The sequence below is a fragment of the Consotaella aegiceratis genome (genome assembly GCF_036541425.1).
In the GTDB taxonomy this organism is placed as follows: Bacteria; Pseudomonadota; Alphaproteobacteria; order Rhizobiales; family Rhizobiaceae; genus Consotaella; species Consotaella aegiceratis.
This window is the reverse complement of sequence record NZ_JAZHFT010000009.1, coordinates 101,824-115,987: the sequence shown is the minus strand read 5'-3', so window position 1 is coordinate 115,987 and position 14,164 is coordinate 101,824. Positions and strand designations below refer to the sequence as shown.

At 65.5% G+C, this 14,164-nt stretch carries 14 protein-coding genes; 12 read left to right on the top strand and 2 right to left on the bottom strand.

All coding sequences use genetic code 11. The features are described 5' to 3' along the window. Positions 1 to 158 precede the first annotated feature (158 nt). Positions 159 to 953, bottom strand: coding sequence for a response regulator (locus SMD10_RS08905; protein WP_331685326.1), 795 nt, complete (start codon positions 951 to 953; stop codon positions 159 to 161). A 301-nt stretch (positions 954 to 1,254) separates the two neighbouring features. Here SMD10_RS08905 and SMD10_RS08900 point away from each other — a divergent pair, with 301 nt between their 5' ends. The 7 genes from SMD10_RS08900 to SMD10_RS08870 all read left to right on the top strand — a co-directional run bounded on the left by SMD10_RS08900 (position 1,255) and on the right by SMD10_RS08870 (position 4,151). Continuing rightward, complete coding sequence (locus tag SMD10_RS08900; protein ID WP_331685325.1) at positions 1,255 to 1,464, top strand: NepR family anti-sigma factor; 210 nt, start codon at positions 1,255 to 1,257, stop codon at positions 1,462 to 1,464. An 11-nt stretch (positions 1,465 to 1,475) separates the two neighbouring features. Beyond that, entirely contained in the window at positions 1,476 to 2,030 is a 555-nt protein-coding gene (locus SMD10_RS08895; RefSeq protein ID WP_331685324.1) for a sigma-70 family RNA polymerase sigma factor, read from the top strand. Positions 2,031 to 2,144: 114 nt separating this feature from the next. Next, on the top strand, positions 2,145 to 2,495 hold the full coding sequence (locus tag SMD10_RS08890) for an ElaB/YgaM/YqjD family protein (protein ID WP_331685323.1): 351 nt from the start codon (positions 2,145 to 2,147) through the stop codon (positions 2,493 to 2,495). A gap of 2 nt (positions 2,496 to 2,497) precedes the next feature. Continuing rightward, positions 2,498 to 2,935, top strand: a complete 438-nt coding sequence (locus tag SMD10_RS08885; RefSeq protein ID WP_331685322.1) for a phage holin family protein — start codon at positions 2,498 to 2,500, stop codon at positions 2,933 to 2,935. 77 nt (positions 2,936 to 3,012) lie between these two features. Next, positions 3,013 to 3,450: a host attachment family protein gene (locus tag SMD10_RS08880; protein ID WP_331685321.1), complete on the top strand. Its 438-nt coding sequence runs from the start codon at positions 3,013 to 3,015 to the stop codon at positions 3,448 to 3,450. Between the two features lie 45 nt (positions 3,451 to 3,495). After that, the gene (locus tag SMD10_RS08875; protein ID WP_331685320.1) at positions 3,496 to 3,762 is read left to right on the top strand and encodes a hypothetical protein; all 267 of its coding nucleotides are present in this window, start codon (positions 3,496 to 3,498) and stop codon (positions 3,760 to 3,762) included. A gap of 50 nt (positions 3,763 to 3,812) precedes the next feature. After that, positions 3,813 to 4,151 (top strand): hypothetical protein, encoded by a 339-nt coding sequence (locus SMD10_RS08870; protein ID WP_331685319.1) that lies wholly within the window; start codon positions 3,813 to 3,815, stop codon positions 4,149 to 4,151. A gap of 90 nt (positions 4,152 to 4,241) precedes the next feature. On the opposite strand, the gene SMD10_RS08865 is transcribed toward SMD10_RS08870, so the two are convergent. Then, positions 4,242 to 5,195, bottom strand: coding sequence for a diacylglycerol/lipid kinase family protein (locus SMD10_RS08865; protein ID WP_331685318.1), 954 nt, complete (start codon positions 5,193 to 5,195; stop codon positions 4,242 to 4,244). A gap of 210 nt (positions 5,196 to 5,405) precedes the next feature. Here SMD10_RS08865 and SMD10_RS08860 point away from each other — a divergent pair, with 210 nt between their 5' ends. The 5 genes from SMD10_RS08860 (at position 5,406) to SMD10_RS08840 (ending at position 14,130) form a co-directional block, all read left to right on the top strand. After that, positions 5,406 to 5,570 (top strand): DUF1328 domain-containing protein, encoded by a 165-nt coding sequence (locus tag SMD10_RS08860; RefSeq protein ID WP_331685317.1) that lies wholly within the window; start codon positions 5,406 to 5,408, stop codon positions 5,568 to 5,570. 177 nt (positions 5,571 to 5,747) lie between these two features. Further along, on the top strand, positions 5,748 to 7,526 hold the full coding sequence (locus SMD10_RS08855; RefSeq protein WP_331685316.1) for a PRC-barrel domain-containing protein: 1,779 nt from the start codon (positions 5,748 to 5,750) through the stop codon (positions 7,524 to 7,526). Positions 7,527 to 7,707: 181 nt separating this feature from the next. Next, positions 7,708 to 9,105, top strand: a complete 1,398-nt coding sequence (locus SMD10_RS08850) for an efflux RND transporter periplasmic adaptor subunit (protein WP_331685315.1) — start codon at positions 7,708 to 7,710, stop codon at positions 9,103 to 9,105. Continuing rightward, the gene (locus tag SMD10_RS08845; protein WP_331685314.1) at positions 9,102 to 12,293 is read left to right on the top strand and encodes an efflux RND transporter permease subunit; all 3,192 of its coding nucleotides are present in this window, start codon (positions 9,102 to 9,104) and stop codon (positions 12,291 to 12,293) included. The genes SMD10_RS08850 and SMD10_RS08845 overlap by 4 nt, the downstream gene beginning before the upstream one ends. A gap of 25 nt (positions 12,294 to 12,318) precedes the next feature. Beyond that, positions 12,319 to 14,130 (top strand): ABC-F family ATP-binding cassette domain-containing protein, encoded by a 1,812-nt coding sequence (locus tag SMD10_RS08840; RefSeq protein ID WP_331685313.1) that lies wholly within the window; start codon positions 12,319 to 12,321, stop codon positions 14,128 to 14,130. Positions 14,131 to 14,164: the final 34 nt, after the last annotated feature.

Genomic DNA, 14,164 nt, shown 5'->3' with positions numbered 1-14,164 from the left:
GCGAGTTCAGCAATGAACTTGCAAAGAACGAGAGGCTTCGACCAAAGTTCCTGAAAGACAACACAAATCTATAAGTCTGTGGCCTCGCCGCGATGGCCTTTGGTGACCACGGGCCGTCAGGCGACCCGCGATCGATGCGCGTCATTGGCGATCGGCCGCTAGGCCGCCGCCTTGTTGTGGGAATTGAAGAACAGAGCCTGACTGATCAGCGCCTTCACCATGTCCGGATTGAAGGGCTTGGTGACGAGAAAGGTCGGCTCCGGGCGTTCGCCGGTGAGCAGCCGCTCCGGAAACGCGGTGATGAAGATCACCGGAACCGACACCTGCGCCAGAATGTCGTTGACCGCATCGATGCCCGAGCTGCCGTCCGCCAGCTGGATATCGGCCAGCACCATGCCGGGCTGCTGCGCCTCGAACAGCTGCAGGGCCTCTTTCTGGGTGCGCGCGATACCGGTGACGGTATGACCGAGACTTTCCACCATCTGCTCGATGTCCATCGCGATCAGCGGCTCGTCCTCGATGATCATGATGCTCGTGGACATCTGCCGGCCGATGTCGGCGCTCGCCTGATCGATCAGCGTGGAAAATTCGCCGTCGTCGACTTCCAGGATCGACGCCGCCTCGGCCGTGGTGAATCCCTCGACCGCGACCAACAGAAATGCCTGGCGCGGCAACGGCGCGATCGCCTTCAGATTGCGCGAGGTACGCTCTTCCCATGCGGAGATCGGAGCATCTTCGCGAATGTTGACGTCGAGCGACTGCCACAGGGAGGAGAACAGCTGATAGAGAGAGATGCGCGGATTCTGCTCGGAGTCGAACAAACTGGGATCGGCGATAAGCGCCTCGAGAACGGCGGCGACATAGGCATCCCCACTCGCCTGAGATCCGGTGAGAGCACGGGCATAACGCCGCAGGTAAGGGATATGCGGCGCTATGCGTGATGACATCGACATGAATATTCCCCTCGTGTCGACAACGACAAATGGCGTCGCGCTGGCGCAGCACGACTCAACCGGTTGAAATGGCACGGCGACGATAAAGTTCCAGACACACGGAACCTTCGCACCGGATGGGTGATTAACATAGGCGTGCTCAGCGAAGAGGCGAGACCGCGCTGCTGTTTTGAGTTGATATCCCTAAAGGGGTTGCGGATCGCAAATGCCTTCACATGTACTGCATACAAACGACGTGTCCGGCGCTTGGCACAAAGAGACGCCGCGTATCGCGGCCGGCGGGGAGTTGGCGGGAAGGCGAATGGACGACCGAGAACGTGAGGAAGAGGCCTTGCAGATGGCGCCTGCTGAACGAGGTTCAGAGCCTCTCGAATTGGGACCCAATACCGCCATCGGCCGTAGGCTCAAGGCGTACTACGAGGATGTCGCGAGCGAACCGATTCCGGACCGTTTTCTGACACTTCTCGATGCCTTGGATGCCGCCGAACTGGCCTCGAAGCGTTCCAGCTGAGAGGAGTCGTCATGACCGATGAAGCGACCGATTTCCGTCGGGAACTGATTTCTATCATCCCGAATCTGCGCGCCTTCGCGGCGTCGCTGGCCGGTTCGTTCGACCGGGCGGACGACCTCGTTCAAGAGACGCTTGTCAAGGCTTGGGACAAGCAGCACACGTTCCAGCCCGGGACCAACCTCAAGGCTTGGCTTTTCACGATCCTGCGCAACGAGTTCTACACCCAGATGCGTAAAAAGGGTCGCGAGGTGCAGGATGTCGACGGCATCCATGCCATGCAGCTCGCCGGGCATCCGGAGCAGCAGGGGCATTTGGACCTGCAGGATTTCCGAAAGGCGCTCGACCAGCTTCCCGACGACCAGCGCGAAGCCCTGATTCTGATTGGAGCGTCCGGCTTTTCTTACGAGGAAGCAGCGGTGATCTGCGATTGCGCCGTGGGAACCATCAAGAGCCGCGTTTCGCGCGCTCGCACGCGTTTGGCGGACCTGTTGAATCTCGAGGGCGACGGCGAATATGGCCCCGACTCGGTCTCTTCGCAGATCATCGGCGTCGCACCTGCCGCTTGAACGCCGTTCGGAACCGGTAAGGGAATAATCACGTTTCCGCCGATGACATCCACATGGCGCTTGTAGCGGGTGGAGCCGCCCGGCAAAGTGTTTCCAGTATCAAGGGGGTTTTCCATGCCATCCGATCCCATTTCGCACGATCTCGGTTCCACGCCGGCCGGCGGCAGTTCGGCTGCTGCGGACGATCGTCTCGAGGCTCAGGTCGCGCGTCTGCGGGAAGACGTCGCGGGCGTCGCCGACGCGCTCCGGAGCCTGGCCGGCGAGCGCGCCGAGGACGCCAAACGGCAGGCTTATGCATTGCGCGACGACGTTCGCCAGCGTGGCGAGCGGTACGTGCGCCAGGCTCAGGATGCGGCGTCCGAACTCGAAGAGCAGATTAGCGAGCGCGTTCGGGCGGAGCCGATCAAGAGCGTTCTGATCGCCGCTGCCGCCGGTTACCTCTACGCTCGGCTTTTTCGACGCTAAGCATGATCACCCAGGTTCTGACCGGCCTCGCCATCGGCGAGCTCCGCGCCTACGTGGCGCGCCTGAAGCGCCTTGCCATTCTCTACGCGATGCTGGCGCTGTTCGCGTTGGGCATGGTCTTCTTCCTGGTGCTCGCGCTCTACCTCTGGGTCGCGTCCGAATACGGGCCGCTCTGGGCTGCGCTGGGCTTCGCGGGCGGCTGGCTAGTATTGATCCTCATCACCTATATCTTCGTGTTGGTGACGCGCCGCCGAGCGCGGCGTGAAAACGCCGGACGGCTGCAACGCGATCTCAATTCGCTTGCGGGTGTCGCTGCCTTGTCGACGGCATCGCGCGCAGCGGGAGCCGCTAGAAACCGCAAGGGGTTGATCTTGGTCCCGGCCGCAGCCGCGGGGGCATTCGCGGCGTATCGGCTGTTGAGGAATCGGCGCCAATCCTAGGTCGCAACTCGATGGGCGAACCCGCGTTGTCTTAGGACATCGCAGGGAGGCGCCGCCTTCGAGCGGCGGGGATCGCCATGATCAATGTCGACCACAAGACCTGGGTTCTGATCGCCGATGGCGAAAAGGCCCTGTTCGTCGAAAATGCCGGTCATCGCAACAAACCCGACTTTCGGGTCCGCGCCATTGAGGTGCATGAAAATCCTCCGGCGCGGGACCAGGCCGCGGATCGGCCCGGCCGCCTAGGCGATTCGGGCGGCCCGCACCGCTCGGCGGTGGAGGAGACGGACTGGCATCTGATCGAAAAGGAACGCTTCGCCAAGGATCTGGCGGGCATCCTCTACAAGATGGTGCACGCCAAGCGCTTCGAAAAGCTCGTCATCGTCGCGCCGCCGCAGGTTCTCGGGGCGTTGCGCAAGGATATGCACAAGGAAGTGCAGGCCGTTCTTCAGGCCGAAGTGCCGAAGACGCTCACCAATCAACCGATGGACCGGATCGAGCGGTTGCTGTCCTGAGCCGAGCCTTTGGGCTTGCACCAAATCGATACGAGAGGATTCACCATGTCACGGCTCAATCCAGAAGAAGCCCGCCAGGGCAAAAAGGGAACGCCGATCCTCATCATCCTGGTCGTCGCATTGGCGCTGATGGCGCTGGGCTTCATCGGCATGGGCATCTATGGCTGGGTCATGCCGGACGAGGATTTGGGCACAGGCGTGACGTCGGACGCCGACACCGCACCGGCCGCCACGAGCAGCGATGGCGAGACAGAGGTGACGCCCGCGGAATCTCGCGAAACACCGGGCGCCGCGCCCGAAACGGCGAACTAAAAAGGGCTGGTCGGGCGATGCGGCCCGAAGCGGCATAGGAAGGAGCTTCAATGGCAAACAAAGAAACTGGCGAGCGCCCTGGGGGTGCTGTCGCGCCGCAGATGGCGATCGACCCTCTGAACATCGATCGCCCGCTGACCGAAGAGCATGTTCGCGCCGCAGTCGCCGAACCCGGCGTCGCGCCGGCCGACCGTCGCGCGAGGCTCGAAGCGATGGCGCGCGTCGCCGCCGAGCAGCGCGAACCTCACATCGAAGACAGCGAGTTGAGCCTGCTCGAATTGCAGATCCGCGAGGCGTTGGCGCTGGTGGCCGAAGGAGGCCACGCCTACGACAACGCCGATCCCTTCGCCTTGGAGGGCGACCCCTCGAAAGACGACCTAGGCAGCTGACCGGCGCCGGCCGCCGCAGCCTGTCCCAGTCATCGGCACCGGTGGCCGCTTCGCTATGCCGACGATTGCCGCCTAGCGCCCAGGCAAGAATCAGCCCTTAGACGGCGGCTCTTCCGCCGTCGGGGGAACCGGGGCGTGGTAATCCGCGTCAGAAGGGACCAGGACGCGAAGCTGGCGCGGCAGCGTCTTCACCACCGTGCGCGGCTCGAGATCGCAGAGTTCGCCATCGAGCACCGCCCGCTTGTGTCGGGTCCGGCCGGAAAAATGAACCGTCACGCTCTGGGCGGTATGGACCTCCAGCGCCGGGTTGCGCCGCCAAGTGCCGAGGAGAATGTCCATGGCGAGCTTGGCGACCGTCGGCGGATTGCGCGACTTGCAGATATAGACGCCGAGCGCCCCGCCTTGCGGATTGTCGGCAAACGGCATGTGGCCGTCGCCGTAAAGGTTATTCGAGACCGCGACCGCCGGGGTCTTGATCCGCTGCGACACACCATCGATTTCGATCTCCAGTTCGATGGCCGGAAGCCTCTGCAGGACCATCAAGGTCGCGCGGATCGAGGCGAGAATCTTGCCGTACCGCGAGCCGTAGTTGATCCGCTCGCGGATCCGCACCAGACGCGCGTGCAGTCCCACGGCGAACTGATGAACGAAGGGCTGGCCGTTGGCCATGCCGATATCGACGTCGACCACTCGGCCGGCCGCCAGCGCGGCCACGGCGGCATTCAGGTCCAGCGGGATCTGCAGCGACCGGGCGAACAGATTCATCGTCCCCGCAGGCAGAATTCCGAGCGCCGTTCGCCGCCCTTCCAGAGCTGCGGCTGCCGAGGAAACCGTTCCGTCGCCGCCGCCGACGATCAGCACGTCGACGGCTTCGCGCCGTGCGGCGGCCTCGATCGCCTCGGCCAGCGCGGCGCCGTCGAGAACCTCGACGCTCACCTCGTGGCCATGGAGCGCGAATTCGGCTTTGACGAAATCCGCCAGCCAATCGAGATCCGTCGTCTTGAGGGTTCCGCCGTGGCGATTGAGGATAACGTGAATCTGCATGAAGGCTCTCGATTGTGGATCGGCGGACCGTGCCCCGGATAATCTATGGCGCGCGGCGTCAAGGAAAGGTCGCCTTAACGGTGCGGCTAACGGTCGATCGGTCGCATGCGGACGGACATATGCCGAGGAACCAGCCCGCAGCCTTGCCGTTGAAGCAAAGCCGAGGCCGCTGCCGGCGGCAGTTCTTGCGTCAACGAAGGAGATCTAACCTTGATCAAGTGGATCGTCATTTTGCTCATCGTCGCGGCCATCGCCAGCCTGCTCGGGTTCGGCGGCGTGGCGAGCGCCTCAGCCAATCTCGCCAAGATTCTGATCTTCATTGTGCTCGTGGGACTGCTGCTGATGCTGGTTTTCGGCATGTTGGTCTTTGCCTAGCTCGCGAATTCGTCGCCTCCCTTGTCGGGCGTGAGTGACCGACGGAACCGGAATGATTTGGCGAAGCCGCCTCGTTACTCGGAACCGATCGCGCCGAATGGGAGTTAAACACCCCGAAGCCACTATTTGCCGTCTGCGTTTCGCACGGCGAGAACGAACAACAAGGGAATTTGGACTATGATCCGTACGCTTATGGCCACGACTGCTATGGCCACCGTCATCGCAACGGGTGCCTTTGCGCAGGACGCAACATCCAACACCACCCAGAAACAGGAGCCGGTTGCCGCTGCGCCCGCAGCAGGCGCTCAGGGTACCATGCAGGCTGATCAGCAACAGGCTGCGATGAGTGGTGACTATCTCCAGAACCTGTCGCAGGACCAGTATCTCGCCAGCAATCTGAGCGATCAGACGCTCTATATGAGCGACGCCGAGGACGCCGAGAGCGCCGGTGAGATCCAGAACCTTCTCCTCGATGACCAGGGTCAGGTCGTCGCCGCCATCGTGCAGACGGACGACGCTCTCGGCGACGAGTCCCGGGTGATCGCCATTCCGTTCGATCAGATTTCGTGGAGCCTCGACGAAGACAACGACGTGCGCGCCGTTCTGAGCGCCAGCGCCGATGATCTGAAGCAGGCTCCGGCGTTCACCACGCCCGAGCAGCAGGCTGCGATGGAGCAGCAGACGGCCACGGGCACGGCCGGCACGGGCATGGGCACCGCCGGTACGGGCACCGACATGGCTGCGGCGCCGGCTCCGGCCACCGATGCGTCCGGCGCGAACACCTCCACCGACATGGCGGCGGCCCCGGCCTCCGACGACACTGCCGCCGAGGGCACGTCGACCGATATGGCCGCTGCCACCGGCAGCTCGGACACCGCGGCTGAGACCGGCACCGAAACCGAAATGGCCTCCAACGACGAATATCCGGCGACCGTCGGCTCGAATCAGTGGTTGAGCAAGAACGTGATCGGTACGGACGTGCATTCGGGCCCGTCCGAGGATGCCGATTCGATCGGTGACATCAATGACCTCGTGGTCGCTTCCTCCGGCAAGGTGGACGCTGCGGTCCTGGGCGTCGGCGGCTTCCTGGGCATCGGTGAGAAGGACGTCGCGGTGCCGTTTGGCCAGTTCGACTTCTCGCGCAACGAGGACAATGAGGTGACCGCTGTCCTTCAGGCCAGCAAGGAAGACCTCGAGGCCGCGCCGGAGTTCGATTCCTCGCGTCCGGACAACGGCGACATGATGGCCTCGGACGATACCGGCGCCGATCAGGATCTGCAGAACCAGGATGTGGCGGCGACCGCTCCCGCGGACACCGAGACGACCGACACCAACGACCAGCAGATGGCTGCCGCTCCGGCCGACAACGCGGCGGGAACGGCTCAGACCGACGACCAGCAGATGGCCGCCGCGCCTGCGGACAATGCAGCCGGCTCGACGGATGATCAGCAGATGGCCGCCGCTCCGGCTGGCACGGCGACGGGCAACGCCGCCGACAGCACCAACGCCGCCGGCACCGAGGTTGCAGCCGTTCCGGCTACTGACGACAATGCCGAGATGGACACCGCCTCGACGGGCGGCTCCATGCAGCCTTCGCTGAGCCCGGTCACCGGATCGCAGCTGTCCGCCGACGATCTGATGGGCACCACGGTCTACGGTCCCAATGACGAAAGCATCGGTTCGGTCGGCGATATCGCTCTGACGGCCGAAGGCGGGGTCGACGCGATCATCGTCGATGTTGGCGGCTTCCTCGGCATCGGTGCGAAGCCGGTTGCCCTCGCCATGGACAACATCCAGTTCATGCGCGACGACAGCGGCTCGCTGTATCTCTACACGCAGTTCACCGAGGATCAGCTCGAGAACGCGCCGGAGTACAACCAGGATACCTACGCCGAGAGCCGCGACAGCATGCGGGTCCAGTCGGCTGGCGAGCAGTCGACCACCACGACCAAATAATACTGCGCTTAACCGGTCAAAACTTTGCGAAAAGGCCCGCTTCGGCGGGCCTTTTCCGTATTTTAAGCCATCTTTTCGGGGCACTCTGACGAGCGTACAAATTAATACACTTTTGCAGACTGATCTTGGATAGAGTGCAGCCTCCGGCCCCTCGCGCGGAGGCCCGATCAGATGAGCACCTATGGCTTTTGTGAAGCAACTCGCCGTCACCTTCGTGGTGCTTTTGATCGCTGGCGCGATCTGGCTGCGTCTCGACGCTCGACCTGGACAATACATTCTCGATCACAATCCCGGCCTGCCGTCGGCGCTACGTGATCTGATCGCCTCGATTTCTCCTGACGACGAGCCCGAACAGGCATCCCGACCCTCGGACGCCGGCAGCGAAAAGACCGCGTCCCGTGCTCCGCGAGGCTCTGGCGGCGGTGGTCGCTTCGGCGGCGGTGGTCCCGTCCTTGTCGTCGTCGACCAGGTGACGCAGGCCACGACGCGCAATCGCTTGCGGGCGATCGGATCCGGCGAGGCGCAACGGTCGGTTTCCGTCTATCCCGACGTCAGCGGGTTCGTGCGGGAGGTTCTGTTCTCGTCGGGTGACGAGGTGGAAGCAGGAGACATCCTCGCCTCCCTGGAAAACGACACCGAGGCGTTGGCGCTCGATCGGGCACGGATCGCCGTCGATGCCGCCGAGGGCAAGCTGACGCGCTACCGCCGGCTGGAAGCGAGCCGCGCCACCACGACCGTCGAGGTGGCCGACGTCGAACGCGAACTGGAAAACGCCAAGCTCGATCTACGCGCGGCGGAAATCGCGCTGGAGAAGCGCAGCGTCCGCGCGCCCATCGCTGGCCGGGTCGGTATTGCCGACATCGATACGGGTGATCTGGTGAGCAGCCAGACGCTGATTGCCACGATCGACGACCGCTCCAAGCTAAAGGTCGTCTTCTACGTGCCCGAGGGGTTCGTGCCCGGGCTCGCGATCGGCCAGGAGGTCCAGGCCGTCAGCGTCGCCAACCCGGCCTCGGTCTACCACGGCGAGGTGAGTGCCATCGACAGTCGCCTCGACCAGGCAAGCCGCACCATGCGGGTTCAGGCGACCATCGACAATCCCAATGACGAGTTGCGCCCCGGCATGTCGTTCGCGCTGACGCTGCTGTTTCCCGGCGCCGACTATCTGTCCGTCGACCCGCTGGCGATCCAGTGGGAGCGGGCCGGGCCGTTCATCTGGAAGATCGCTGGAGACGAACCCGTCAAATCACCGGTCCGCATCATTGAACGCAACGTCGACCGGGTGCTGATTTCGGCCGACGAGATTGCCCTCGGCGATCTCGTGGTCATCGAGGGCCAGCAGTCGATCCGGCCCGGCGCCAAGGTCACCGTCCAGCACACCGCGCCGGGAGAGGCTCCCACTGATGCCTCTCCACCGGCAGAGGCCGGCTCGTCTCCTGCCGAGGCCTCGTCCGCCGACGACGGCCGCCGCGCCGCCATCATATCCAGCGCCCATGCCGCTGTGCCCGCCTCCTTCGGCGACACGCCGGCAGCCGGCCGCCGACCCAGCAGCGGACACCCGGCTGCGGCCGCTCGATGAGCAGCCATTCGAAGCCCTCGGCGCTGACTGCCTTCACGAGCCTGTTCATCCGCAGGCCGGTGCTGACCATCGTGGTCAACATGCTGATCGTCGTGGCGGGCCTGGCGGCGCTGAATGCCGTGGAAGTACGCGAGCTGCCCAATGTGGATCGGCCCGTTATCTCGATTTCGACCGATCTCGACGGCGCCGCACCGGAAGCCATCGACCGCCAGGTCACGAGCGTCATCGAGAGCGCCGTCGCCCGCGTCACCGGGATCTCGTCGATTTCTTCGCGATCGCGCTTCGGCGACAGCCGCGTCACGGCCGAATTCACCGATTCGACCGACCTCAACGTTGCGGCGAGCGACATTCGCGACGCCGTCGGTCGGGTGCGCAACCAGCTTCCCGACGGCGCCGAAGAACCGCGCATCGTCAAGGCCGACGCCGACGCCGACGCCATCATGCGCCTGGCGGTGTTCGCGCCCGACATGCGGGTCGAGGACCTGACGACCCTGGTCGACGACCGGATCACAGACCGCCTCGCTGCGGTGGAGGGGGTGGCCGACGTCCAGGTCTACGGCGACCGCGAAAAGCTGATCTATGTCGACATCGACCCGGATCGGCTGGCGACGCGCGGACTGACCCTCGCCGACGTCTCGGATGCCCTGTCGACGGTGGCGATGGACGTGCCGGCGGGCTCGCTCGCCTCGCCGACCCAGGATCTGGTGGTGCGGGCCAATGCCTATGTCACCGAACCGGCCGATTTCGAGGCGATCGCCCTCAATGCGCGCACCCGGCTGGGCGACGTCGCCAGTGTGCGCTTCGGCCCCGACGAGGCGGCCTCGCAACTTCGGGTCAACGGCAAGACCGGCATCGGCCTCGGCATCGTGCGCCAGGCCGGCTCATCGACGCTCGACATCTCCGAGGGTGTGCGCGCCGCCGTGGCCGAACTCAATCAAAGCCTGCCGGACGGCGTCAACGTACAGGTGACCAGCGACGACGCGACTTTCATCAACGGGGCGATCAGCGAGGTCGTGCGCTCGCTGATCCTGGCGGTGATCATCGTCGTCGTCATCATCTACGTCTTCCTGCTGAACGTAAGGGCGACGCTGATCCCGGCAGTCACGATGCCGGTCGCGCTGATCGGCGTGGTCGCCTTCATCTATCTCGCCGGCTTTTCGATCAACATCCTGACGCTGCTCGCGATCGTGCTGGCGACCGGCATGGTGGTGGACGACGCCATCGTGGTGCTCGAAAACATCGTCCGGCGCCGCAACATGGGCGCCAAGCCGCAGGCGGCCGCCGTGATCGGCACTCGGGAGGTGTTTTTCGCGGTGATCTCGACCACCGCGACGCTCGCCGCCGTCTTCGTGCCGATCTCCTTCCTGCCGGGACAGGCCGGCGGCCTGTTCCGCGAATTCGGTTTCGTCCTGGCGATCGCCGTCACCATCTCCTCCTTCATCGCGCTGACTCTGTGCCCGATGCTCGCCTCCAAGCTCCTGAAGGAGCACGAGCACGAGCGCAAACCGGGGCCGTTCGCGCGCGGCATGGGATGGGCCGGCGGGCGACTGGCCGACATCTATGGCGGGATTCTCCGCTTTTGCCTTGCCTTTCCGCTGCTCGTCGTGATCGTGGCCGGCATCGTCGCCTTCGTCGCCTGGATCGGCTTCCAGGCCCTGCCACGCGAGCTGACGCCGCCGGAGGATCGGGCGGTCGCGCTGATGCGCATCAGCGCGCCGCAGAGCGCCAGCCTCGACTACACCAACATGCAGGTGCGCAAGGTGGAGCGGATTCTCCTGCCCTATGTCGACAGCGGTGAAGCCACCAGCATCTTCGCCATCTCCGGCATGGGCGGCAGTTCGAACTCCGCTTTCGTGGTGCTGACGCTGGCCGACTGGGAGGTGCGGGCCCGCAGCCAGCAGGAGATCGTCTCCGAGATCAACACCAAGATGGGCCAGGTACCCGGAGTGCGCACCTTCGCCATGCAGCCCAACTCGCTCGGCATCCGCGGCGGCGGCAACGGCCTGCAGTTCGCCGTCGCCGGCACCAACTACGACGAGATTTCGGCCGCGGCCGAAAAGCTGAAGGAGGCGATGGAGGCCGACGGTCGCTGGGGCAGCGTGCGCCTGTCCAACGACGCGAGCCAGCCGCAGCTTTCCATCGTCATCGACCGCGAGCGCGCCTCCGACCTCGGCATCGCCATCGACGGCCTCGCCACCGCCATGCAGGCGCTGCTCGACGGCCGAGAGATCGGCACGACCTATATCGACGACGATTCGGTGCCGATCCGCCTCGTCTCCACCAGCGACCCGATCAACGATCCGGGCGATCTCGCCAACATCTTCCTGAAGGCGAGCGACGGGCGCATCGTACCGATGTCGACCATCGCGACGACCGAGGAGCGCGCCATCGCGCCGACGCTGACGCGCGAGAACCAGTCGCGCGCCGTGTCGCTGTCGGCCGACCTGCCGGCCGGCACGGCGATCCAGGATGCCTGGACGGAGCTCCAGGCGTTCGCCGCGCAGACGCTGCCGCCGGGCATGCGGCTGGTGCCGCTCGCCGAGGCGGCGACGCTCAACGCGACGTCGAACGGGCTCGCCGTCACCTTCGGCTTTGCCGTGGTCATCATCCTGCTCGTGCTCGCCGCACAGTTCGAAAGCTTCGTCTCCGCCTTCATCATCATGGCGACGGTGCCCTTCGGCCTCGCCTGCGCGGTGTTCGCGCTGCAGCTCACCGGCCAGAGCCTCAACCTCTACAGCCAGATCGGCCTGGTCCTGCTGGTCGGCATCATGGCCAAGAACGGCATCCTGATCGTCGAGTTCGCCAACCAGCTGCGCGATCGCGGCGCCAGCGTGCGCGAGGCGGTCGAGCAGGCCTCGATGATCCGGCTGAGGCCGGTGATGATGACGATGATCTCCACCGTGCTCGGCGGCTTGCCGCTGGTGCTCGCCGCCGGAGCCGGCGCCGAGGCGCGCATCGCGCTCGGCTACGTCATGGTCGGCGGCCTGGGTCTCGCCACCATCGCCACCCTGTTCCTGACGCCGGTCGCCTATCTGGCGCTGGCGCGCTTCTCCAGCCCGCACGCCGAAAAGCAGGCCCGCCTCGACCGCGAGCTGGCCGAGGCCGAGCACGTCATCGACGAGGAGGAGGAAGAGGACGAGGCGGCGCGCACCGCCGCAGCCGAGGGTGCGACGCCGGCTTCAATCTGACCGCCGTTTCCCCTACATAGGCGCGATGGCACCCCCTCCCCTGCTGCGCCTCGACGCGGTTCGTCTCACCTTCGGCGGCACGCCTCTTCTGGCTGGCGTCGAGCTCAACGTCCTCCCCGGCGATCGCATCGCGCTGGTCGGCCGCAACGGCTCCGGCAAGTCGACGCTCCTGAAGATCGCCGCCGGCCTGGTCGAGCCGGACGGCGGCGAGGTGTTTCGCCAGCCGCAGGCGACGATCCGCTATCTCGCCCAGGAGCCGGACTTCGGTGCGGCGGAAACGGTGGAGAGCTACGTCGGCGGCGGGCTCGGCCCGGCCGACGATCCCTACCGGGTCGCCTTCACCATCGAGGCGCTGGGGCTCGACCCGCACGCGCGAACCGGCGATCTCTCCGGCGGCGAGGCGCGCCGCGCGGCGCTGGCCCGCGTGCTGGCGCCGGAGCCCGACATCCTGCTCCTCGACGAGCCGACCAACCATCTCGACCTGCCGACGATCGAGTGGCTGGAGGACGAGATCCGCGGCCTGAAGAGCGCGCTGGTGGTGATCAGCCACGACCGCCGTTTCCTCGACAACACCACCGGCGCCACGGTCTGGCTCGACCGCGGCACCGCGCGCCGTCTCGACCAGGGCTTTTCGGCCTTCGAGGAGTGGCGCGACAAGCTGCTCGAGGAGGAGGAGCGCGACCTCCAGAAGCTCGACCGCAAAATCGTGCGCGAGGAGCACTGGCTGCGCTACGGCGTCACCGCCCGGCGCACCCGCAACCAGCGGCGCCTGGGAGAGCTCAACGCCATGCGCGCCGAACGCCGCAACGCGCGCCGCGCCGTCGGCACGGTCGAGATGGCGGCCGGCGAGACGGCGCAGTCCGGCAAGCTGGTGATCGAGGCCAAGGGCCTCGCCAAGGCCTATGGCGAGCGCACGCTGATCAGGGGCTTCTCCACGCGCATCCTGCGCGGCGATCGCGTCGGCCTAGTCGGACCGAACGGCGCCGGCAAGACGACGCTCCTGAAGATGCTGATCGGCGCGCTCGATCCCGACGAGGGCACGGTGCGCATCGGCGCCAATGTCGAGCTCGCCTTCCTCGACCAGAAGCGCGCCGCGCTGAAGGACGAGGTGTCGGTCGCCGAGGCGCTGACCGACGGGCGCGGCGACCAGGTGATCGTCAACGGCGAGGCGCGCCACGTCGCGGGCTATCTCAAGGACTTCCTGTTCCAGCCGGAGCAGATCCGCACGCCGGTCGGCAACCTCTCGGGCGGCGAGCGGGCGCGGCTGCTCATCGCCAAGACGCTCGCCTCGCCCGCCAACCTGCTGGTGCTCGACGAGCCGACCAACGATCTCGACATGGAGACACTGGACCTCCTGCAGGAGCTGATCGCCAACTATCCGGGCACCGTGCTCCTGGTCAGCCACGATCGCGACTTTCTCGACCGCACCGTGACCTCGACCATCGCGCCGGACGGCAGCGGACGGTGGATCGAATATGCCGGCGGCTATACCGACATGCAGGCGCAGCGCCGCGACGCGGCAAAGGCCACCAAGCCGGTTTCCGCGTCATCGGTTCCGTCGTCCTCGCCAGTCCGGGCGCAAAAACCTTCGACGACCAACACCAAGCTCTCCTACAAGCAGAAATATGCGCTGGAGACCCTGCCCGGCAGGATCACCGAGTTGGAGAAGGCCATCACCGAACTCGAAGCCGAACTGGGCGATCCCACCTTCTTCAACCGCGACGCCAAACGTTTTGCGGCGGCGAGCCAGGAGCTGGATGCCAAGCGCGCGGCGCTCCAGTCCTGCGAGGACGAATGGCTCGAGCTCGAGCTGTTGCGGACCGAACTGGAGGGATAAGGCACCGTGCGGCCGGCGATGACCGCACGGTGCC